The organism is Psychromonas sp. MB-3u-54, from assembly GCF_002836415.1.
Classification (GTDB): Bacteria; Pseudomonadota; Gammaproteobacteria; order Enterobacterales; family Psychromonadaceae; genus Psychromonas.
This window is the reverse complement of record NZ_PJBP01000178.1, coordinates 19,884-41,108: the sequence shown is the minus strand read 5'-3', so window position 1 is coordinate 41,108 and position 21,225 is coordinate 19,884. Positions and strand designations below refer to the sequence as shown.

Below are 21,225 nucleotides of genomic sequence, written 5' to 3'. Positions count from 1 at the left end.
TTAACGCCCCTCAAAAGTGATGCGCGGATCAATCAGAGTATAAGTGATATCACTGATCAGTTTTAACACCAGCCCCACTATAGTAAACATGTAGAGCGAGGCAAAAATTACCGGATAATCACGGTTGATAACGGATTCAAAGCTTAATAGACCTAAGCCATCTAAAGAAAAAATAACTTCAATTAACATCGAGCCTGTAAAAAAAATACCAATCAGTGCCGCGGGTAAACCTGCCAAGACTAATAACATGGCATTTCTAAACACGTGACCGTACAAAATTCGCTTATCCGAGCAGCCCTTAGCGCGCGCAGTAACCACATATTGTTTATGAATTTCATCAAGGAAAGAGTTCTTGGTGAGCATAGTCAGGGTTGCAAAACTGCCTAATACAGAGGCAAAAACAGGCAGAGTCAGGTGCCAGAAATAATCTTTAATTTGCGCCATCAAGCTCAACTCCGAAAAATTATCCGAGGTTAATCCGCGCAACGGAAACCAGTCATAATAGGACCCCCCCGCAAAGAGAACAATCAGCATAATAGCAACAATAAAGCTCGGCAGCGCATAGGCGACGGTCACAATAGTACTGGTCCAGATATCAAAAGAATGGCCATGCGAGGTAGCTTTTTTAATCCCTAGAGGGATAGAAATTAAATACACGAGCAGCGTTGTCCAAAGCCCCAATGAAATTGAAACGGGCATTTTTGAAATAATTAAATCGGTGACTTTTTCATTGCGATAAAAGCTTTCGCCGAAATCAAATTTTATATAACGCCATAACATTGAAAAGTAACGATCGATAATAGGTTTATCAAAACCATAGAGTTTTTCAAGTGCTTTAATATATTCAGGATCCACCCCTCGGGAACCGCGGTATTTACTTTCACCGCCCTGTTTTATTTCACTGTTAGTGCCCGATGCGACGCGCGTTGTATTCGCATCGCCTATGCCCTGATATTGTGCAATTGCCTGTTCAACCGGACCGCCGGGGGCAATCTGTACAATAAAAAAATTAATGGTCATAATGCCGAGCAGGGTCGGAATAATAAGTAATAAACGCCTTAAAATATAATAATTCATTCTTGTATTTCCTCCTTAGTGTTTTCTGCCTGAGTTGACCACCAGGTGGATAAACCCAAATCATATAGTGGCGCAATATTTGGATGAGAAAATTTATTCCAATAGGCAATTCGATAGGCGGGCAGATACCACTGGGGAATAACAAAATGCTGGCTGAGCAAAACACGGTCTAAGGCTTTGGTTGTCTGCACCAGATCTTTGCGTGTATCGGCCATAATTAATTTACTGACCAACTGATCAATGACCGGATGACAAACCCCGGACCAATTGGCGGTTCCGGGCTCCATCATACTATCGCAGCCCCAATGACCCGATTGCTCATTACCCGGCGAGATTGATTGCCCTTTGCGCAATGATACTAAGTCAAAATCAAAATTATTTAAGCGGTTAATGTACTGGGAAACATCAACCAGTCGTAGCGAGGTTTTTATACCTATACGCTGTAAATTACGGCGAAATGGATGAACCACACGTTCAAAATCCTTGCTGTAAAGTAAAAACTCAAAGCTTAATTGCCGGCCATTCTTATCCTGCATTTTACTGTCTTTTAACTGGTATCCGGCAAGTTTAAGTAACTCAACGGATTTTCTCAGCCGCGCTCGAATATTGCCGTCGGCACTGCTTTCCGGGAATTTGATAGGGGCAAAAACAGCCTTTGAGAGCTGATCTTTATAGGGCAGTAAAACCGCACGTTCAGCGGCAGAAATATTTTCTTGGGTGGATAATTCAGAGCCGGAATAAAAGCTGTTAATACGCGAGTAAGCGCCGTAAAAAAGGGTTTTATTGGCCCACTCAAAATCAAATAACAAAGCGATCGCCTGACGCACATTAACATCTTTAAATTTTTCTTTGCGCAAATTAAACCAGAAACCCTGCATCCCCTGCGGATTTTTATCGGCAATTTTACGGCTGATAATTGCGCCTGTTTCAAAGTTATCACCGACATAACCCGTTGCCCAACGCTTTGCTGAACTTTCCAGACGGTAATCAAAATTACCCGATTTAAATGCTTCAAAGGCAACACTATCATCGCGATAATAATCAATGATCATACTGTCAAAATTATGCTGGCCTTTATTAACGGCCAAATCTTTTGCCCAATAATCTTTAACTCTTTTGTAAGTGATTCTTTTTGAAGCATCAAAACTATCCACTTGATAGGGACCTGAACCGAGCGGAATGGTTAAGCTGCTTGTGGCAAAATCCTTATCCGCCCAAAAATGTTCAGGTAAAATGGGCAGCTGACCGATGATTAAAGACAATTCGCGATTACCAATTTCTTTAAAGTAAAAAGTGACCTGCTGATCATTATCGACCACCACCTCCTTCACTCCGGAATAATAGGAGCGATAATGCGGCGCCCCTTTTTCAACTAACAATTCAAAACTGAACTTAACATCACTGGCTAGAATACTTTTACCATCGTGAAATCGGGCATTTTTATTGAGCATAAAACTGACCGAAGTAAAGTCGCTCGCCACTTTGACTTTTTCCGCAATCAATCCATAACTGCTAAAGGGTTCATCTTTTGATTGCGCCAGTAAAGTATCATAAATCATACTGATTCCACTGGCTGCATTGCCTTTAACAATAAACGGATTTAGGGAGTCAAAACTACCAATAGCGGCTTGTCTGAAAACGCCTCCCTTAGGTGAATTTGGATTTACATATTGAAAATGGGTAAAATTTGGCGCATATTTAAAGTCTCCATACATGCTCAGCCCATGCTGCCAGGCACCGGCAAATAACAAAGAACTACTGCTTAAATAGCAAAAGAGCAAAATACGTGTAAGCTTAAAGAGTGAGAGTGGAAACATATAATAGATTCAGCTGTTAAATAAGAGGAGTAATGGAAACAAAGATAGCAAAAGAAAAAATTAAAAAAACATTTAAATTAAAAAAGAAAAAGAAAAGTAAGAAGTAAAAGTAATGAGGTTATCTGTTCAAGGATGCCCTAAGTTTTTCAGCACAACAAGCAATGATTATTTTTATTTTAAGAAAACAAACCTAGGTCAAATAATAATTTCATTACCAGTACAAGCCAGAAAATTGTGACAGAGATCGCTTTTAAAATTGGTAAAAAAGAATAATCTATTTACAAATGCAATAAACGTACAACCAAGAGGTGTCTTATATGAGAATTGAAATCACAAGTAAACAAATTACTATCACTGATACAATGCGCACCAAAGTAGAGGAAAGATTCGAAAAATTAGAAAAGCTACAAATTCCCCTTATCACTCCCCACGTCATTATCACCAAAGAGCCTAAAGGCGTAAAAATAGAAGCTACAATTAACGTTCCTAATGATAAAATTTTTGCACATGCACAGAATGATGATCTGTATGTCGCAATCGGACAATTATTTCAAAAATTAGAACGTCAGTTAACTAAATATCTCCATAAATCTGAAGCGAGTCGCGCCAAAAATAACGGTAAAGATATGTGCCGAACAGGAGAGATTTCAGGCGAAGCGATTGAAGAGCCTGAGATTGAAATTGAATCAGATGCTGAAATAAAATTAAATAAAGAATTCGCAGCATAAAACTGATACAAAACAAATAAGTAAATAAAAAAGGAGGTTAAAAACCTCCTTTTTTATTGCCTGAAAAAAGTGCTTAATTGTTCTTTATTTATCTTCGTAATGGCGATTATCATGAGCCTGCTGCAGCAGCGAGCGACTTTCATCAAGGAATAAAGAAGAATAATCCCCCATCCATTCAGTTACCGATTGAAAACGTTTAATAAACTGCTCTCGATCCGCATTTTCAAGTAACTCAATCGCCTCGGCAAAATGCTGATGATAACGTTTGATCATCACCAGATTATTTTTTTGTGAAAGAATAATATCGGCATATAAAGCGGGATCCTGCGCAAACAGGCGTCCGACCATTGCCAGCTCCAAACGATAAATTGGGGAGCTTAAATCTAACAACTGTTTTAAATCAGCATCCACTTCTTTTAAATGGCTTCCGTAGACAAAACTCGTAAAGTGTCGTAATGCTTGAATCAGGGTCATCGACTCATCGTGAACTGTCGAGTCAACATTATAAAGATGCGCGCCCCAGATTTTCATCTGTTCGATTAACCACTGGTACTTCTCTTCACCCCGACCATCACAGTAAACAACAACCTGCTTGGCGAAACTGGTAATATCAGGACCAAACATAGGATGTAAACCAACAACAGGGCCTTTATGCACCTTCAGCATTGCCTGCAGCGGCTCATCTTTTACGCTGGTAATATCCGCTAGAATACAATCATCGGGAAGATAACTAAGTTGCTCGATAACTGAGACAGTGACATCAATTGGCGAACCGACAATAACCAGACCTGCATGACTGCATATCTCTTCGGCCTTGTCCCAGTTAGCACGTCCTAGAATATCAACCTCATAGCCCGATAACTTAAACATTTCCACAAAACGCTGACCTAATAAGCCGTTCCCGCCAATGATAACAATTCTTTTCATCTTTGGATTAACAGTTTTAAAGCCAGTATCATTTTCACTGGCATAGGATTCGCGCATCGTACGGCGCAGGATATCTTCGATTAGATTGGCCGGCACGCCTTTAGATGATGCTTCCTCGCGGCGTTTAGCCAGCATAGCCGCTTCACGCTCAGGAACATAAATAGGTAAACCATGCTTGGCTTTAACTTCACCAACTTCACCCACCAGACGAAGACGTTCAGCAAGCAGGTCAATTATCTGCTGATCAACTGCATCAATTTGATCTCGTAATTTACTTAAAGGCATAAATCCTTCTTATCTTGTTTTTAAAGTATCTTTTAATATATTGACAGCTTCAGAAAGAAGTTGACTCGTTGTTTCCCAATCAATACAGGCATCAGTGACTGACACACCATATTTAAGAGACGCTTTAGGTAATTTTACCGCCTGATTGCCTTCATTAATATTACTTTCCAGCATAATACCTACGATGGATTTATTGCCTTCTGTCACCTGATGGAATACATCTTTTGCCACTAAAGGCTGCAGGGCATGATTTTTATTTGAATTTTCATGACTGCAGTCGACAATCAATACTTCTTCTACATTGGCTTTTTTAAGTGCCTGCTCTGCCAATGTAACATTGACGGAGTCATAGTTCGGCTTACCACCACCGCCACGTAAAATAACATGGCCATCTCTATTACCCGAGGTCTGCAGTAATGCACTTTGGCCTAACTGGTTAATACCCATAAAACGATGTGGAGAAGACGCAGATTTCATCGCGTTGACAGCGGTAGATAAACTGCCGTCGGTGCCATTTTTGAAACCAACCGGCATTGATAAACCACTGGCCATTTCGCGGTGAGTTTGTGACTCAGTAGTACGCGCGCCAATCGCAGACCAACTAAACAGATCGCCTAAATATTGCGGGCTGATAGGATCAAGCGCTTCCGTTGCAATAGGTAAACCTAATTCAGAAATCCATAGCAGTAGTTCGCGAGCTTGCTTTAATCCGGTTTCAATTTCGAATGAATCATCCATATAAGGGTCATTAATTAACCCTTTCCAACCTACTGTGGTACGGGGTTTTTCAAAATAAACTCTCATGACAATATAAAGCGTATCCTTATATTCCTCATGTAAGGATTTTAGGCGTGTCGCATAATCTTTAGCGGCATCAATATCATGGATAGAACAAGGTCCGCAAATCACCAAAAAACGCGGATCTTTCTTATGCACAATATTCGACACTGTTTGTCGAGCTTCTGCGATAAATTGATAAACATCTTCCGAAGCCGGCACTAAATTTTTTAATTCTGCAGGAGTGATTAACACTGTTTCTGATTCTATATAAATATTTTCATTTTGAGGCATAGTGATTCTCTTGTTGCTGACATTTTATGAATAAAAGTATCATAGCATAGCGGTAAAATAGATCATGCGATTAACCCGCTGAAATGATTAAAAGCTGAAAGCGACGAGCTGCGAGCTGCGGGCTGCGGGCTGCGAGCTGCGGGCTGCGAGCTGCGGGCTGCGGGCTGCGAGCTGCGGGCTGCGGGCTGCGAGCTGCGAGCTGCGAGCTGCGAGCTGCGGGCTGCGAGCTGCGGGCTACGAGCCGAAAGCCGAAAGCCCAAAGCCGCTTATTTTTTGTTAACGGTTAACCATTCTTTGACCTCTTGGAATGTACCGCTAAATTGTATTCTGTCGGCCTTTTTCCCAAGCTGATATTGGTACATAGGATCGTAATAATCCCTCAGTATTGGCGCAATCCAATTGAGGTGCCCTTCTACGCTTCCGGTGTTTTGCTGCTGCTTGAGTGCGGCATCTAAAACGTCATTGATCACCTTAAATTTTTCTGTTCCCAAGCGTTTTCTAATGCCGTACAAGCCATTGTGCAGATATTTTTCATAAGCCAGCCACCCTTGTTCGGCACCTAATGCCTGGCTAAACTTTTCAGTCATTGAGGTGCAATATTCATAACACAGTCTCTGCAGGCGGATATCAAGAGGATCATCAACGACCACCATCGGTGCCCGCGTCATACCGGCAAACAGAAGTTCGGGAACATATAATGCCCCGATCGCTTTACTTTCATCCTCAATAACCAAGGAATTGGCATGTTGTGAAATATGCAGAATATCAATAGCGAGTTGATTTTCATAACTAATTTGCCGTGGCTGCGGTGTTACCTGCTTACCAAAACTGGAACCGCGATGATTGGCCCGACCTTCTATATCCAGTCCGTTATCAAGTGCTTGAATTAATTGTGTTTTACCACAGCCGGTATTACCACCGACAATCATTAACTTTTGCTCAGCCGCCTGATCGATAACGTCAATAAGATAACGGCGCAAGGCTTTATAACCACCCGGCACAATATTAATGTCTACGCCGTGATCGATCAGGAATTGTGCCGATAATCGTGAGCGCAGCCCCCCTCGAAAACAGTACAGCCAGGCCGTTGAGTTTGCCTCTTTAAACTGGGCCCATTTTCTAATGCGATTTTGTATATCGGATGCCACTAACTGATGCCCGAGTGTAATGGCAGCGGCTTGGCCCTCTTTTTTATAACAAGTACCGACCTGCTCGCGCTCGTTATCTGTCATTAAAGGTAAGTTACAGCTTTCAGGAAAAGCGCCCTGAACAAATTCAACGGGCGCCCTAAGGTCAATCAACGGGGTCTTTGACAAAAACAACGAGCGATATAATTGTTGCTCTTGAAGGTCGCTTTGTGGCATTTTTAATTCACTCATTTTATAACACTGAAATAACGGTTTGCTGAGCGCTTGCTGACTCTATTTTGCCAATCTGGAATAACTTAACACCGCTGTTTTTTGCGGTTTCCATCAATATTTCAGCACTTGACGGTGAAACAGAGATAAGCAGGCCGCCCGATGTTTGCGGATCGCATAAAATAGTTTTTTGCAGTTCACTAATGGGTGACACTTTATGGCCGTAACTGTCAAAATTACGCATTGAACCACCGGGCACACAACCTTTTTCCACATAATATTCAATAGCATCTAAGGTGGGAATAGCGGAAAAATCAAGTGATGCGGACAAGCCGCTGCCTTCGCAAATTTCCGATAAATGCCCCAACAAACCAAAACCGGTCACGTCGGTCATCGCATTGACGCCGTCTATATTAGCAAACTCTGCGCCAATCTGATTAAGCTCACACATAGTATCGCGTGCCAGATTTTTGTGGGCGGCCTTCAGCAAGCCCTTTTTTTCTGCGGTGGTTAAAATGCCGATACCAATAGGTTTAGATAAAAACAGCAAATCGCCCTCTTTAGCCTGGCTATTCTGTTTAATTTTGTCGGTTGGTACTATGCCGGTAACTGCCAATCCGAAGATAGGCTCGGGCGCATCAATACTATGCCCGCCCGCTAATGCAATTCCGGCTGCATGGCAAACCGAACGACCACCGTCAATGACCCGGGCCGCTATGCTGGGATCCAATTTATTGACAGGCCAGCCGAGAATAGCAATGGCCATAATGGGTTTACCGCCCATAGCGTAAATATCGCTGATCGCATTAGTCGCTGCAATACGGCCAAAATCAAAAGGATCATCCACAATAGGCATAAAAAAGTCCGTGGTACTGATAATAGAACTACCGTTGCCAAGATCATAAACAGCGGCATCATCTTTATTTTCATTGCCCACTAATAGATTGGGATCCTGGAAGGCTGGAAGTGCTGATAACAGAATGCTATCTAATACTTTCGGCGAAATTTTACACCCGCAACCGGCACCATGACTGTATTGGGTTAGACGTACATTGGTATGTTCATAATCTGCTGACATTTTATTATCTCTCACTGATTTTTGAAGAAGATTAAACTTAAGCACGTGGCAGGGAAAACTAGTGTTTTTTATGCTTTTATATCAAATTTAAAGGATAACATTTGTCATACTTATCCGTAAAAGCATTGCGGTATACAAGATCGCATGGGCTTAAGCACTTCTGTTTTTGAATTTTTTCGGCTCAGTATATCAGGCGAGTCTTCAGGCTGCAGCTTTACTTGGATGACAACAAGCTGTTTATTAATTAAACTGTAGGCGCATCCACTATCACGACTCTTTTAAGTAAGGCGGGCACAGCTCATGAAAATGGCTTCTATCTTGACTCTGGCAGTCTGTTTACTGTTGCCTTTGGCGGCAACAACAGCCTCTGCCGCTAATGACGGCAGGGCCGCCGATCAATCATCAAAAATCAAGGTTAGCAGTACAGCTCAGGCGGTGCAGTTAGTTAAGCATCAATATCAGGGTAAAGTGCTCAGAGCGCAAGTAAGTAACAGCGATGGTTACTCTGGTTATAAGGTTAAGATGATCTCCAAAGAGGGACGGGTATTTTATCTCTTTGTCGATGCCCAAACCGGCAGTATTAGCGGAAAATAATCCCTGCAGTCAAGCAACGAAAGATAGTCAAAGGATCCTGTCAATGAGAATACTTTTAGTCGAAGACGATCTCAGTCTTCGGAGCAATCTACAACAACACTTAGTCGCTTCTAATTATCGGGTCGATACCGCATCCGATGGTGAAGAGGGGCTTTTTCAGGGGATTGAATATAATTATGATGCGGCCATTATCGATCTGGGTTTGCCTAAAATAGACGGTATCACTGTGATTACTCGCCTTCGGGAAAAACACAGAAATTTTCCTATTTTAATTTTAACGGCGCGCGACAGCTGGCAAGCTAAAGTAGAAGGACTGGATGCCGGTGCCGATGACTATTTGTGCAAACCCTTTTATCCGGAAGAACTGGTGGCGCGACTCAATGCCTTGATTCGCCGTTCAGCGGGTAAAGCGAGTCCGGTTATTAATAATGGCCCGTTCAGTATTAATATCAGCAGCCTTGAAGTCAAAAAAGAACATCAATTCATTAATTTAAGCGCGTCCGAGTACAAGATTTTTGAATACTTTATGCTCCATCCCGGTGAAGTTAAATCGAAAACAGTGCTCACCGAACATATTTACGATCAGGATTTTGATCTTGATTCCAATGTGATTGAAGTTTTTATCAGGCGCTTAAGAAAAAAGCTCGATCCTGATAATGAATATGGACTTATCGAGACATTAAGAGGGCAAGGTTACCGCCTTACTCCGTTACCAAAAAGTCAGGGTGATGGCTAATGAGCCAAAAGACGATTAAGCCCAAAAGAGTGGCAAACTTAAATTCCCTTAAAGCACGCCTAATCGTCAGCGCCCTGTTATTAATATTAGTGCTTATGCCTTTGATTGGATTGACCCTCAACAATGCATTTAAAGAGCAGGTAAAAAGTGCCAGCAAAAATGAACTCAGCGCCTATGTTTATTCCGTACTTGCGGTGACTGAGTTTGATCACGGCCAGTTACTTATGCCGGATTTATTATTAGAAAATCAATTTAATGTTATTCAGTCCGGTTTATATGCCTTGATAACGATGCCTAAGGTTAACGCAGGGCAGAGCAGAATAGCCTGGCAGTCTAATTCCTTTCTGGGGTTTAAAGCACCCGTTAACTTAGCGCATCCGGCGACGGGTCAAAGTGAATTTTCTGAGATTAAACTTGAGGGAAAACCTTATCTAATCTACAGCTTCACCGCCAGTTTCGAGCAACCTAATAGTGCTGCAGCGCTGCCAATCACTCTCCATATCATTAAGGATCAGCTAGATTTTCAGCGCCAGGTTGACCGCTTTACTAAACAACTCTGGAGCTGGCTGCTTATTCTAATGGCGCTATTGGTTATTGTGCAGATGGCTTGGTTGTTATGGACCTTAAAGCCTCTGGCCAAATTCAGCAAGGAACTCAACGATATTGAACAGGGCCGAACACAACAGCTTACTGAAATTTACCCGACTGAATTGCAAGCTGTTGCACGACAACTCAATGCCCTGCTTAATACCGAACAAAGTCAGCGTAAGCGCTACCGTAATGCCCTGTCTGATCTGGCGCACAGCCTGAAGACACCGCTTGCCGTTATTCAAAGCCAGAAAGAGCTGAATAGCGCTGCAATCGAGCAGGTATCGATCATTAACAGTATCATTGGTCATCAATTAAAACGGGCTCAAACTGCGGCGGGCGCCTCCTGGCATTTAGGCATTAAGGTCAAATCCGTGGCGGATAAATTAATCAGAACCCTGCATAAAATCTATCGCGAGCCGCAAATATCAATAGACCAGAATAGCGATCCGCAAGCTATCTTTAAAGGTGATGAAGCAGATCTGACAGAAATACTGGGTAATGTCTTAGATAACGCCTGCAAAGCCGCAAAATCGCAGGTGGCATTAACCGTCACCGCCAATGAAGATGAGTTAATCATCACGGTTGAAGATGATGGCAAGGGGATTAGCCCGGAGCAACACAGCCAAATCTTCGAGCGTGGTATACGGGCGGAATCCTACCAGCGTGGACACGGGATAGGTCTGGCTATCGTGCGGGATCTTACGGACAGCTATAATGGTCAACTCTTCGTTTCAACGTCAAAAAACCTCGGAGGAGCCAAATTTGAGTTTCGCTTTAGCTTCTAAAATTGTCCATCGACAAAATTCAGCGCTAAATGTTATTTTTCGCACTTAGGTTTAAATCTTCAGCTGGTGTTCATCTTTGACTCTTTATGATGTCCTAATACCAAAAGAACCAAAAAGGTGATCATCCTTGCTGGTTAAAATTAACCCTAACTGCGTTGTGAGTTTTATTCAGAAGGTCTTTTTCTTCACCACTTCGTGGTCAGCTAAAGCTGTTCAAAATCGTTCCAGACGATTTTGTGAAGGAGGATAACAACCGAATGCAACTATAAGTTGCTAATTTTTCCTTCGCAATCATTGATCACTTCATTAATTCTTTTGGGATAACGTCATCAACTGTTTGATAACAAAACCAGTCAGCCGGACAATCGCCATCGATTAATGAATAACAGGGTTAAAATCAGCAGCAGTTAAGACCGCCCACTCATAGGATCGATCTCAAGATGCAGGGGCCAGCAGAAAGATAAAGATTCCTGTAAAGGATCTAAATATTAAGATCCTAATAACCAACGGCTGCAATTGAAATAATAACCTATATTTCTTATGAATATGGAGTATTATTAAAACGATCTCAAAGCCCTATCATTAAATATTTTATTATTAAAGTTCTACGCATCATTCAAAAAACAGGAAGCAAATAATGAACAAAAAATCAGTTATCGCGTTAATGGTTGTTACTCTTTTAAGCGGTTGTGTAAATCGCCAAAATGCAACAACAGGTGAACAAGAAATGAATACCGCGACAAAATCTGCTTTCGGTGGCGCGATTGCTGGAGCGCTTGCGGGTGCTGCGACAGGCAAAAAAAATGGCGCGTTATTTGGCGCACTTGGTGGTGCTGCTATTGGTGGCGGAATCGGTTATTACTTTGACCAGCAGGAAGCGGCATTACGCGAAGAGTTATTAAATTCCGGAGTGCAGGTCAAACGTGTTGGCGAAAATGAACTGCAGCTTATAATGGCAGATGGTATTGGTTTTAATACCGGAAATTATCAGTTAAGCGGCAGTATTTTTTCAACTTTAAATGGCGTTGCAAGCGTTCTTAATGAGTACCCTAAATCATCACTGCGCATCATTGGTCATACGGACAGTGTTGGCAGCTCAGAATCAAATGTAACTCTTTCTGAGCGTCGTGCTGAATCCGTGTCTAATTACCTTATGCAGCGCAATGTAAAATCAGGTCGCCTAAGTACATTAGGCTATGGCGAACGCCGCCCGATAGCAACTAACGATACTCCTTCAGGTCGTTCGGCTAACCGTCGTGTTGAAATTAATATTATAGCTAACTAGGTGTTTTGGAATCTTTTAGCTATTCTCTAAAAGATCAAAAAGACAATTTAAAAAAATAACCTGCCAAGCTAACACGTTGTAACGCAGCCTCCCGCTATCCCATCGGAGTCTGCGTTCACTTTAATTCGGGCACCCTGCCTAATCGCAAATAAGATCCGGCAATCCTTTTTCAGCCCCAGCAAATATATTTTTGGTGACTATTTCACGCGGCTCAACATGTTCAATTTTCCCTCGCAGAGATTCTGAGTTTTCAATTAACAATTCAGCTGCTCTGCAGCCAGCAAACAGGATGTCAGAGAACGAGTCAAATCCCTGTGGCAATAGAAAATAGGCAAGATATAGCGTATTGAGGCTGAAGCGATTTTACTTGAATAGCACGGCAATAATCGTAAATTGGCAGGGCTAAGGTCATTAATTTTTGGCTATAAACACAACGCTATCATTGTTCATTTACCCTATCCAGTACTACGCTGAAGTTATGACCCCCCCCCTTTCACAGAGTATTATCAATCGCCCCGTTCTTGGTCTGTGCCGAGCGGCACTCTTTCATTACTACCTTACCACGCCAAGCGGTCTTTCCGATGAGGAGGCCAGTCAACGGTTACAGAATTTTGGTAAAAACCAGATTGAGTTTCACAGACGCCGTTCGCCATTGCTGATGCTACTGGCAGAATTCACCGCGCTATTTCCGCTGTTACTGATGGCCGCAGCACTGCTCTCCTTTTTTGCCCAGTCAATTAGCCCTGATCAGGGATACAAGCTGATTGGATTTGCGCTATTACTGGTTGTGCTGCTTAATGCCCTGGTCTCCTTTTCCCAGAACTACAGAGTAGAGCAATTAATGCTCTCCTTTCTTGATTACATCCCCAAAGAGGTTGCATTGCTGCGCGAGGGTGAGAAAATTTTGCGGGATGCAAAAGAGGTCGTACCAGGTGATATTCTTTTCCTTCAGGAGGGAGATAAGATTTCGGCCGATGGTGTTATTATCAGTGCCTCACAGCTATTGCTGGATGAATCTATCCTGACCGGTGAATCAGAGCCTGTGATCAAGTTTGCAGTGCAGGATAAGGTTGAGAAAACCAACCTTGCCCGCTCCGGAGCGACAGTATTAAAGGGCAGTGCACAGATGCTGGTAACCCGTACCGGTCGCGCCACCAGCCTAGGCAGTATCTCGGAGTTATCACAGTCGGTAACAAGCAACCTGACACCAATGCAGCTCGAACTGCAGGATTTTGTAGGTAAGATCACCTGGCTGGCATTAGGGATTGGGCTGATCTTTTTTATGATCGGCTTTATTATCGGTAATTCCTTCTGGATCAACCTGATCTTTGCAATCGGGATCATCGTTGCCAACGTGCCCGAGGGGCTCCTGCCGACGGTCACTCTGGCACTGACCCAAGCCTCGGTGCGAATGAGCAAGCATAACGCGATCATCAAACATATTCTTTCGGTAGAAACCCTCGGCAGCACCACTGTTATCTGTACCGACAAGACAGGCACTCTGACTCATAACAAGCTGCATGTAGAGAAGCTATATCTCAATTTGCAGGAGATCTCTGTCAATCATCAAAATGGACTAGAGAATAATCCAGCTGCATGCACTGCATTTGAAATTATGGCGTTATGCAACGAGGTAATCACACTTAAAGAGCATAAAAGCAGTGAGCGCTTTCACGGCGATCCTACTGAAGTTGCAATGGCGCTATTTACCGACAGGCACGGTGGTTTTGAGGCAATACGTGAGCGTTTTAAAATAATGCAAACTCGCCCTTTTGATGCCGTCAGCAAGTATATGTCCAGCACTTACCAAACCGGTGATAATAGCTTTTACCTGACCGTTAAGGGCGCGCCGGATGTGATCCTTGAGCGTTGCTCACAACTCCACTGCGATCGGATAGTACGTGAAATACAGGATCAGGATAGGCTGCATATTGCAAAACAGGCTCACTACTATGCGAATCAGGGGTTACGGGTGCTAGCGCTGGCCTACCGTAAAACAGCACAGCTCGAGAGCAACGCGCAGCAGCTAGTTTTTGCTGGGCTGGTTGCGATGGTCGACCCACCTCGCCGGGAGGTGCCTGCAGCGGTCTCGGCCTGTAAGAGTGCAGGGATTCGTATTATAGTAATCAGCGGCGACAAGGGGGAGACAGTGAGCTACATCGCCCGTAAACTCGGTATTGTTACCACACCGAAAGTGATTGACGGTGAGCAGTTATCGGCAATGGATATGGAGGAGCTGATGGAGGAGCTGCGCGGTGGTGAGGTGGTTTTTGCACGCATTGCCCCCGAGCAGAAGCTATCAATAGTTAACGCGCTCAAGGAGATGAATGAGGTGGTGGCTGTTACCGGTGACGGGGTTAATGACGCCCCGGCGCTTAAGCGGGCTGATATCGGGATCGCCATGGGCAAGCGTGGAACCGATGTTGCCAAAGAAGCTTCGGACATCATCCTACTTGACGATAATTTCGCAACTATTGTTAAAGCGATCGAAGAAGGCCGGGCGATTTATGACAATATCAAGAAGTTCATTACCTACATACTCACCAGCAACATCCCCGAGATTCTGCCTTTTATTGCCTATGTGCTGTTTCCAATCCCCTTGCCGATCACCGTGATACAGATCCTTGCGATCGACCTTATTACCGACATTTTGCCGGCAATCGGTCTGGGTAACGAACCCCCTGAGGCCGATACCATGTTGCGCCCTCCGCGGCGACGAGATGAGCGCTTGGTCAGTATTAATACTTTTATACGCAGTTATGCAATCATCGGCCCGGTGGAGGCCGCATTCTCATTTATGGCATTCTTTATGGTGCTCTACGGTGCCGGCTGGGAATGGGGACAGACGCTGACAAGCAGTGATCCGCTTTACGGTCAGGCGGCAGGTGCTTTTCTCACGACTATTATATTCTCACAGATAGGTAATGTGATGGCATGTCGCAGCAACCGTCAAAGTGCATGGCCGCATCTGACTCAGTTTAATCAATGGATAACTCTGGGGGTGGTCGCAGAACTGCTGTTTATTGTCACTATTTTGTACACGCCCGCACTGCACAACATTTTCTCCACGGCACCTATAGATATATCTATCTGGTGGATTTTTATTATTGCTCCTATTACGCTATTTTCCATCGAAGAATTCAGGAAGTGGCTGGTACGCAGGGGAGTAAAATGGCTAGCGGTATAAGCTATCGCATTATTTTTTCCTCTCGTAAAAGAGGGGAGATAATGGATATAATTGAAGATGCCGTTTACAAATTCTGGCGAAGAATAACATTGAAGATAACGATAACGGTTATAGTCTGAAGTCTGATAATAATAGCAGCATTAAATTTATCGATTTTAATGTGTTTATTTTTTAACCTCCTCTTGACTTTCAAATTAGATTCTATAAAGTACACGCCAGCAGGAAAGAAAGCCTTTTGTTTACATTCTCCATTTCGTTGTTTTATTAATAATACCTCGCTCTGTAGTTTTTAAGTTCCAGTCTGTTTTTACGCTATTCATGTCTTTTAAAGACACTTTTATTAAAATTACAGGGTATTATTATGTCTAAAGTTCAAGGTACAGTTAAATGGTTCAACGAGTCTAAAGGTTTTGGTTTTATCGAGCAAGCTTCTGGTCCAGATGTATTCGCTCACTTTAGCGCTATCTCAAGCGAAGGTTTCAAAACTCTTGCTGAAGGCCAAAAAGTAGAATTTACTATTACTCAAGGTCAAAAAGGCCCGAACGCTGAAAACATCGTAGCTATCTAGTTTGCTATGATATTTTAGCTTCTATATTGAGCTGAGTAATATTTAAAAATGGTAAACCTTCACGGGTTTGCCATTTTTTTTGTCCATTCTAAAATAAAATGCTTCCATAATTAAAGAGATTTAGTCCCTTCAGTCCACCCACACTGCTTTGTCTGATCCCAATCCGCATAAATATCTGATCTATATTGCTCTGCTAATACCTTTTTTATTCTCGATAGCCGCCTATGACTCAATAAAAAATCTTGCCAGCGTTTATTTTCCCTGTCCAGTATTAGAGAATTTCTGATACAAACGGATAGATACCAAACGTATCAAATAAGTGATTAACCTTGCGGGTTAAAATCAATCCTATCTACGTGATGCAAGATCACATCCTTATTATATCTGCTACGAGTTTATCGAAAAGTGGGTTTTACTATAGGTAAAATAATGATCACAAGAGCTGTCAATGCGATAAAAAAAAGGAAAGGAATACTTAATAGCAATAAGCTCGCAATATGGAGCATAAAAAAAGCCCGTCACAACAAAAAAGTAAACGGGCTATTGTCTTCTAGATTTTAATCATTTTTATGACTCTAAGAGTCGAAACCCGCCCTCTTAAGGGCAGATTTTACATAAAATAGCGCACTAAGCAGATACAAGCTAGTCTTCTGCTTGAGACAGTAAAGCAAACTTTTTCTTGGCGGTTCTTAGCAGTTCATATTTTCAGGATAAATACGACTGCGCAAATTATTATCACCGCAGAGAGCTACAGCTTCAAAGTAACTAGCTATTAGATAAAAGAGAGAAGGTACTCGCCTATCATTAAACATTGGCTGGTATCTTTTAAAACTACTAGTTATAACCGCGAATAAAGTGATCCGTTACGATATCAGTTAATGGCGTTTCATATGATCGATTGACGGTTTTATGTTGCGTTTCATTTTCCCTACGGCACTGCTTAAGTTGAAGGGATAAATGGTTGGTACAATCATTCAGCAGTTGATTTTTAAACGTGCTGTTGATTATCTTTTTACTCATGTTCTTGTGCTCCGTTGCTAATAAAATATGGTAGCCGGTAAAAATATCGGTCATTCTTTATCACCCACTACTGTGGTTGATTTATATTTTAATTATTGCATTAGTGTCACATTATCACTGCATTATTTATTAATTATTGATTAGTTATTGATAATTAAGTGTTATAAAAACAAAATTATTGATATTTTTCTTTTTAGTCTTATGGCGATTCGCCTGTTTTTCGCCAGCAGACATTTTAGTCACTACTGTGCAGACAATTATTTTAGCGTTAATTGACCAAGGGCCCCGTTTCAAAAATTGGCGCAATCAGTCAGACTCCAAAATTTATTTCTTAAAGATTAAATTTCTACATCCAGGTATGACAGCACCTCACAGACGTGTCTTAAGTTGTTTTTTACCCAATCTTTGTTCACTGCCCCCCAATCGGTTATCCGATACTCACCTCGTACAGATTGCTCTATTTTAATTTCAATTTCATGCAGGGCTTTGATGGTGTCTTGTGCGGTTCTTCTGGGCATTCCCGTCGCATCGATGATTTTGGGCACTGTATTAAAATCATTGTCAATCAAGTAGGCGACAAGCAATCTGCGCAGAAATGAAGTTTGGGTTTTACTTGGTTTACTAGTCATATTTTCCCTTTAAAAGACTCAGGCAAGAAATGCCTCAATGATAGCTGTAAAGCTAGAAGGTCTATTTTTATCAAGCAGTTGAAAACAATCAGAGCAGAATAAAGCGCCGCTCGTCATCAACTCAATCTGAAGGTTTATTATATACCCATGTTACTTCAAGATGCTTTGTCAGGCGCAAGGTCGTAGACCAGAGCAGACGCAACATGAGGTAATGGTTATTCCCTTTTCGATGGGTGCAACGCAGCGCTGGTTTTCGACCTTGCGCCCCGTAGGGCAAGGTAAATTGTGCCAATCTGCGTTGTTATAAAATCTCTCTGTAGAATAACTAACCTTCAATTTTATGCCTAGCATCTCAGCACAATGTTCCTTGCTGACTTTGCATCTTGAAGTATCATGGGTATAGGTTAGCAGCACTAAAGGACAACAGCCCTTTTAGTTTAGAATATTTTCAATAAAATAATCAAAAATAAAGAGTAAAAAGGCTAAAAGGCAATAAGGCTAAAAGGCAATAAGGCAATAAGGCAATAAGGCAATAAGGCTAAAAGGCAAGAAGGCAAGAAAGCAAGAAGGCAAGAAAGCAAGAAGGCAAGAAGGCAAGAAGGCAAGAAAGCAAGAAGGCTGGACAGCCATGCCTTTATCATCTTTTAAAATCAGGTGCAGAATGTGGAATATATAAAGGCTTCCGAATTTATTCACAAGCCTTTTATTTTACAATTAAAAACCCGGTGCTAATTTAGTAAACATCCTCCAGATAACGTCCCTGCGCTTTCAAATCTTCCAATGTGATCTGCAGCGGTGAGATCACCTCGGTAATAGCCGCGCTGACACATTTACTCATTGGCCGGCCTCCACAGACCAGTATTTGTGCTCCTTCACTAATTAATGCCTGAATTTTCGGCGCATCGGCAAGCAGTTTATCCTGAATATAACAACGCTCTTCAGTGCGCGAAAACGCGGTGACTAACTCGGTTAAACGCTTATCCTGCAAATATTGTTCAAGCTCGGCCCGATAGAGAAAATCAGAGTTCGGATCCCGTCCTCCCCAATACAAGCGCATCGGCTGACGGGTGTGATTATTCCTTATAAATCCAATCAGCGGTGCTATCCCCGTACCCGCCCCAATTAAAAGAATAGAGCTTTGCTCCCGCTGCGGACGGAAAGTGGGGTTCTCCCGAATAAATCCTTTAATACAGTCGCCTAGCTGCAGGTTATAAAGATAGTTGGAACAGATTCCCTGCGGATGTTGATGCACACAAATTTCCAGCTGACGATTTTTCGATGCGCTGGCCAGTGAATAAAAGCGCGCATTGTCTGACTCTGTCGGTAAAATACCAACCAAGTCTCCAGCAGAAAATTGCGGTAATCGGGGTTTACGGCGCAGTTTGTTAAAAAATCTACCTGATTTTTGCTCCGCCGGGATAAAACGCAGGACAGCGGTTGGCGCATTAACCTCAGCACCGTAATCAACACGGTCCACCAGCTGCAATAATTGCGTACTAATACGAGGAGGACGATAAATAAGGTCAAGATCTAAGCCCATTAAGGATCCCACTACTGTCCCCCAACGATTAAAGGCCTGCGTTGACTGTGTATCAATAATGTCGACACTGGAGAGTGGATTCCAGCCCTTATCAAGCAAAACATTATTAACATCAAGCGCAAATTGGCCATAACTATCAAACTTGCGATCGCCGAACCCCAATACGCAAAACTGGAAATTAGAATGATTGGTAAACCGCTTTATTTTATTCATAAACAGCTTCGCGGATGCGGGCGCGTCACCATCACCATAAGTAGAAGTTAAAATAAACATCTTCTTAGCTTTAGGGTAAGTACTGGCAATGTTATTCATGCTGTTACTATGAACGCGATAACCCGACAAACTCAGCGCATCATGCAGTGTTTTCGCAAATCCCCAGGTACTGTTAGTTTCACTGCCCACTAAAATCACTATCTCGGCACTGTTGGCCGTGGCATTATTCTTAATACGTATCATGCTGCGTCGGCGTTTCATAAATATTTGCAGGCCGGTGAACGCCAGCAAAGGCACACTTAATGAAGCGAGCCCGACTAATAAAGCCAGCCACCACAGCCCTTCCCCGGTGTGTAACATATAAATAAATTCATAGATCTTCTGCGCAGTGCCAACCATCTGGTAAGAGAGCAGCTCTCCGCTTGCCTGATCAATAAAGCCCACCCCCTGATCGGTGCGCAGTGAATAAACATCTAGGCTGTCTCCCGGATAGGGATAAACTAACTCTCGCAGATCCGTTAATGCGATAGTTTGTAATGCAGGTAACCCATCAACAGCGGCGGGTTTACCGCCATTAACTGTTTCCGGAAAGGCAGGATCAACCTGCTGATAGACAGGTATCAGCTCGAATCGGCTCGCTGACATATAACCGCCGGTACAGGCCGAAAGAATTAACCCCAGCACCGCAAAACGCGAGAAGTGACCGTGCAGATCCTGCTTAATAGACCCCGGCATCGGACGGAAAATTTTCCGCCAGCCGCCCTGCCGTGTACGCAGCATAAACAGGCCGGAAATACTCAAAATAACCATCAGCAGCGCACCGATACCACCCGCGGCGCGTCCGGGAGTATCAAGCAGAAACGATCGGTGAAAATTTTGCACCCAGCGCTTAAAAGGTGAAAGAGAGTAAGGCGCAATTTTTTCTCCCGTAAAGGGATCAACAAGATCCGCACCCGCCTGATCAGCATTACTGTAATAAACGATAAGACTGCCCGAAGCCTTACGCTGCAGCTGTTCTACATTGGGGTAAAGATGGGCAATATTAGCGGCCACATCCGCCACGCTAATTTGGTCAGTGCCGGATACCTTAGCTTGAGCACGATCCAGAGCGGGATTTATCGCCAGAACGGCGCCGCTGATAGCCAGCAGAACGACCAGTATGCTGGCCGCCAAACCTAAATAAGAATGCAGTTTACGTAGCAAAATCAGATACCTAACCTATTAATTAAAAGTATAAGTGAAGGTTTTTACATAACCGCGACCGGATACTGCTTTACCCGCCCCTTCACTGCTAAGAGGCACGACCACATCATTACGATTTTCACGCATGTCTTCAACGGCGGTATCCATTCGGAGCTGGTACCCGGAGTCGATCAAACTATCCGCAACGTCAACTGTTATCGTAAATGTCTCCCCTTGTCCCCTGCTCGCCCCGGTTAAGCCGTCATATGAAAAAACCTGAGTACCGGCGCTGCGTGTCCATCCTCTTAAATGTTTGTAGTATTTTGACTTCCTCCCCGCTACCCATAGCGTATCCTGATACTGACCGTTAGCATCCGTAAGATATAACACCAGATAGGCACCGCTCCCGCCATAATTTGTCAGTTCAGTGTTAAAGTTAACCGTGCGCGCCTGAGACGAGGCCGCAAAAATAAGCGATGAAACAAAAAATATTAACATTATCAATCTGTTCATTTAATAATCTCCTTATTGCTTTTATCTTTGATGGCTGGCTA

At 43.0% G+C, this 21,225-nt stretch carries 17 protein-coding genes; 7 read left to right on the top strand and 10 right to left on the bottom strand.

Annotation, left to right across the window (positions count from 1 at the left end):
* A complete protein-coding gene (locus tag CXF72_RS15945) occupies nucleotides 1–1,077 on the bottom strand; it encodes a microcin C ABC transporter permease YejB (protein ID WP_101040473.1) in 1,077 nt (358 codons plus the stop codon).
* Nucleotides 1,074–2,828, bottom strand: a complete 1,755-nt coding sequence (locus CXF72_RS15940; RefSeq protein WP_232785006.1) for an extracellular solute-binding protein — start codon at nucleotides 2,826–2,828, stop codon at nucleotides 1,074–1,076. The genes CXF72_RS15945 and CXF72_RS15940 overlap by 4 nt, the downstream gene beginning before the upstream one ends.
* Before the next feature lie 383 nt (nucleotides 2,829–3,211).
* Between CXF72_RS15940 and hpf the strand changes: the two genes are divergently transcribed.
* Nucleotides 3,212–3,622 (top strand): ribosome hibernation-promoting factor, HPF/YfiA family, encoded by a 411-nt coding sequence (gene hpf / locus CXF72_RS15935; protein WP_011768713.1) that lies wholly within the window; start codon nucleotides 3,212–3,214, stop codon nucleotides 3,620–3,622.
* Between the two features lie 84 nt (nucleotides 3,623–3,706).
* Here the strand turns inward: hpf and tyrA are convergent, their stop codons facing one another.
* From tyrA to selD, 4 genes are all read right to left on the bottom strand, one after another.
* Nucleotides 3,707–4,834, bottom strand: a complete 1,128-nt coding sequence (gene tyrA, locus CXF72_RS15930) for a bifunctional chorismate mutase/prephenate dehydrogenase (RefSeq protein WP_101040470.1) — start codon at nucleotides 4,832–4,834, stop codon at nucleotides 3,707–3,709.
* Nucleotides 4,835–4,843: 9 nt separating this feature from the next.
* Entirely contained in the window at nucleotides 4,844–5,905 is a 1,062-nt protein-coding gene (locus CXF72_RS15925) for a 3-deoxy-7-phosphoheptulonate synthase (RefSeq protein WP_101040468.1), read from the bottom strand.
* A gap of 266 nt (nucleotides 5,906–6,171) precedes the next feature.
* A complete protein-coding gene (mnmH, locus tag CXF72_RS15915; protein ID WP_332870233.1) occupies nucleotides 6,172–7,284 on the bottom strand; it encodes a tRNA 2-selenouridine(34) synthase MnmH in 1,113 nt (370 codons plus the stop codon).
* Nucleotide 7,285: 1 nt separating this feature from the next.
* Nucleotides 7,286–8,341 (bottom strand): selenide, water dikinase SelD, encoded by a 1,056-nt coding sequence (selD, locus tag CXF72_RS15910; RefSeq protein ID WP_101040464.1) that lies wholly within the window; start codon nucleotides 8,339–8,341, stop codon nucleotides 7,286–7,288.
* Between the two features lie 300 nt (nucleotides 8,342–8,641).
* Here selD and CXF72_RS15905 point away from each other — a divergent pair, with 300 nt between their 5' ends.
* From CXF72_RS15905 to CXF72_RS15880, 6 genes are all read left to right on the top strand, one after another.
* Nucleotides 8,642–8,935 (top strand): PepSY domain-containing protein, encoded by a 294-nt coding sequence (locus CXF72_RS15905; RefSeq protein WP_101040462.1) that lies wholly within the window; start codon nucleotides 8,642–8,644, stop codon nucleotides 8,933–8,935.
* A gap of 43 nt (nucleotides 8,936–8,978) precedes the next feature.
* Nucleotides 8,979–9,671, top strand: a complete 693-nt coding sequence (locus CXF72_RS15900) for a response regulator transcription factor (RefSeq protein WP_101040460.1) — start codon at nucleotides 8,979–8,981, stop codon at nucleotides 9,669–9,671.
* Complete coding sequence (locus CXF72_RS15895; protein ID WP_101040458.1) at nucleotides 9,671–11,047, top strand: ATP-binding protein; 1,377 nt, start codon at nucleotides 9,671–9,673, stop codon at nucleotides 11,045–11,047. The genes CXF72_RS15900 and CXF72_RS15895 overlap by 1 nt, the downstream gene beginning before the upstream one ends.
* Nucleotides 11,048–11,684: 637 nt before the next feature.
* Nucleotides 11,685–12,332 carry an OmpA family protein gene (locus CXF72_RS15890; protein WP_101040456.1) on the top strand — a complete coding sequence of 216 codons (648 nt, stop codon included), beginning with the start codon at nucleotides 11,685–11,687 and terminating at the stop codon, nucleotides 12,330–12,332.
* A 418-nt stretch (nucleotides 12,333–12,750) separates the two neighbouring features.
* Nucleotides 12,751–15,519 (top strand): cation-translocating P-type ATPase, encoded by a 2,769-nt coding sequence (locus tag CXF72_RS15885; protein WP_198552629.1) that lies wholly within the window; start codon nucleotides 12,751–12,753, stop codon nucleotides 15,517–15,519.
* 361 nt (nucleotides 15,520–15,880) lie between these two features.
* The gene (locus CXF72_RS15880) at nucleotides 15,881–16,087 is read left to right on the top strand and encodes a cold-shock protein (protein ID WP_011768704.1); all 207 of its coding nucleotides are present in this window, start codon (nucleotides 15,881–15,883) and stop codon (nucleotides 16,085–16,087) included.
* 834 nt (nucleotides 16,088–16,921) lie between these two features.
* Here CXF72_RS15880 and CXF72_RS15875 read toward each other — a convergent pair.
* The 4 genes from CXF72_RS15875 to CXF72_RS15860 all read right to left on the bottom strand — a co-directional run bounded on the left by CXF72_RS15875 (nucleotide 16,922) and on the right by CXF72_RS15860 (nucleotide 21,184).
* Nucleotides 16,922–17,161 carry a hypothetical protein gene (locus CXF72_RS15875; RefSeq protein WP_101040452.1) on the bottom strand — a complete coding sequence of 80 codons (240 nt, stop codon included), beginning with the start codon at nucleotides 17,159–17,161 and terminating at the stop codon, nucleotides 16,922–16,924.
* A gap of 284 nt (nucleotides 17,162–17,445) precedes the next feature.
* Nucleotides 17,446–17,736 carry a winged helix-turn-helix domain-containing protein gene (locus CXF72_RS15870; protein ID WP_101040450.1) on the bottom strand — a complete coding sequence of 97 codons (291 nt, stop codon included), beginning with the start codon at nucleotides 17,734–17,736 and terminating at the stop codon, nucleotides 17,446–17,448.
* A 733-nt stretch (nucleotides 17,737–18,469) separates the two neighbouring features.
* Entirely contained in the window at nucleotides 18,470–20,692 is a 2,223-nt protein-coding gene (locus tag CXF72_RS15865) for a PepSY domain-containing protein (RefSeq protein ID WP_101040448.1), read from the bottom strand.
* An 18-nt stretch (nucleotides 20,693–20,710) separates the two neighbouring features.
* On the bottom strand, nucleotides 20,711–21,184 hold the full coding sequence (locus tag CXF72_RS15860; protein WP_101040446.1) for a DUF2271 domain-containing protein: 474 nt from the start codon (nucleotides 21,182–21,184) through the stop codon (nucleotides 20,711–20,713).
* Nucleotides 21,185–21,225: the final 41 nt, after the last annotated feature.

What these genes read in the sequence shown, in the direction of transcription:
- mnmH (WP_332870233.1), bottom strand. Translation starts at nt 7,284, where the DNA reads ATGAGTGAATTAAAAATGCCACAAAGCGACCTTCAAGAGCAACAATTA.
- CXF72_RS15905 (WP_101040462.1), top strand. Translation starts at nt 8,642, where the DNA reads ATGAAAATGGCTTCTATCTTGACTCTGGCAGTCTGTTTACTGTTGCCT.
- CXF72_RS15925 (WP_101040468.1), bottom strand. Translation starts at nt 5,905, where the DNA reads ATGCCTCAAAATGAAAATATTTATATAGAATCAGAAACAGTGTTAATC.
- CXF72_RS15890 (WP_101040456.1), top strand. Translation starts at nt 11,685, where the DNA reads ATGAACAAAAAATCAGTTATCGCGTTAATGGTTGTTACTCTTTTAAGC.
- CXF72_RS15945 (WP_101040473.1), bottom strand. Translation starts at nt 1,077, where the DNA reads ATGAATTATTATATTTTAAGGCGTTTATTACTTATTATTCCGACCCTG.
- CXF72_RS15895 (WP_101040458.1), top strand. Translation starts at nt 9,671, where the DNA reads ATGAGCCAAAAGACGATTAAGCCCAAAAGAGTGGCAAACTTAAATTCC.
- CXF72_RS15860 (WP_101040446.1), bottom strand. Translation starts at nt 21,184, where the DNA reads ATGAACAGATTGATAATGTTAATATTTTTTGTTTCATCGCTTATTTTT.
- selD (WP_101040464.1), bottom strand. Translation starts at nt 8,341, where the DNA reads ATGTCAGCAGATTATGAACATACCAATGTACGTCTAACCCAATACAGT.
- tyrA (WP_101040470.1), bottom strand. Translation starts at nt 4,834, where the DNA reads ATGCCTTTAAGTAAATTACGAGATCAAATTGATGCAGTTGATCAGCAG.
- CXF72_RS15900 (WP_101040460.1), top strand. Translation starts at nt 8,979, where the DNA reads ATGAGAATACTTTTAGTCGAAGACGATCTCAGTCTTCGGAGCAATCTA.
- hpf (WP_011768713.1), top strand. Translation starts at nt 3,212, where the DNA reads ATGAGAATTGAAATCACAAGTAAACAAATTACTATCACTGATACAATG.
- CXF72_RS15880 (WP_011768704.1), top strand. Translation starts at nt 15,881, where the DNA reads ATGTCTAAAGTTCAAGGTACAGTTAAATGGTTCAACGAGTCTAAAGGT.
- CXF72_RS15875 (WP_101040452.1), bottom strand. Translation starts at nt 17,161, where the DNA reads ATGACCGATATTTTTACCGGCTACCATATTTTATTAGCAACGGAGCAC.
- CXF72_RS15870 (WP_101040450.1), bottom strand. Translation starts at nt 17,736, where the DNA reads ATGACTAGTAAACCAAGTAAAACCCAAACTTCATTTCTGCGCAGATTG.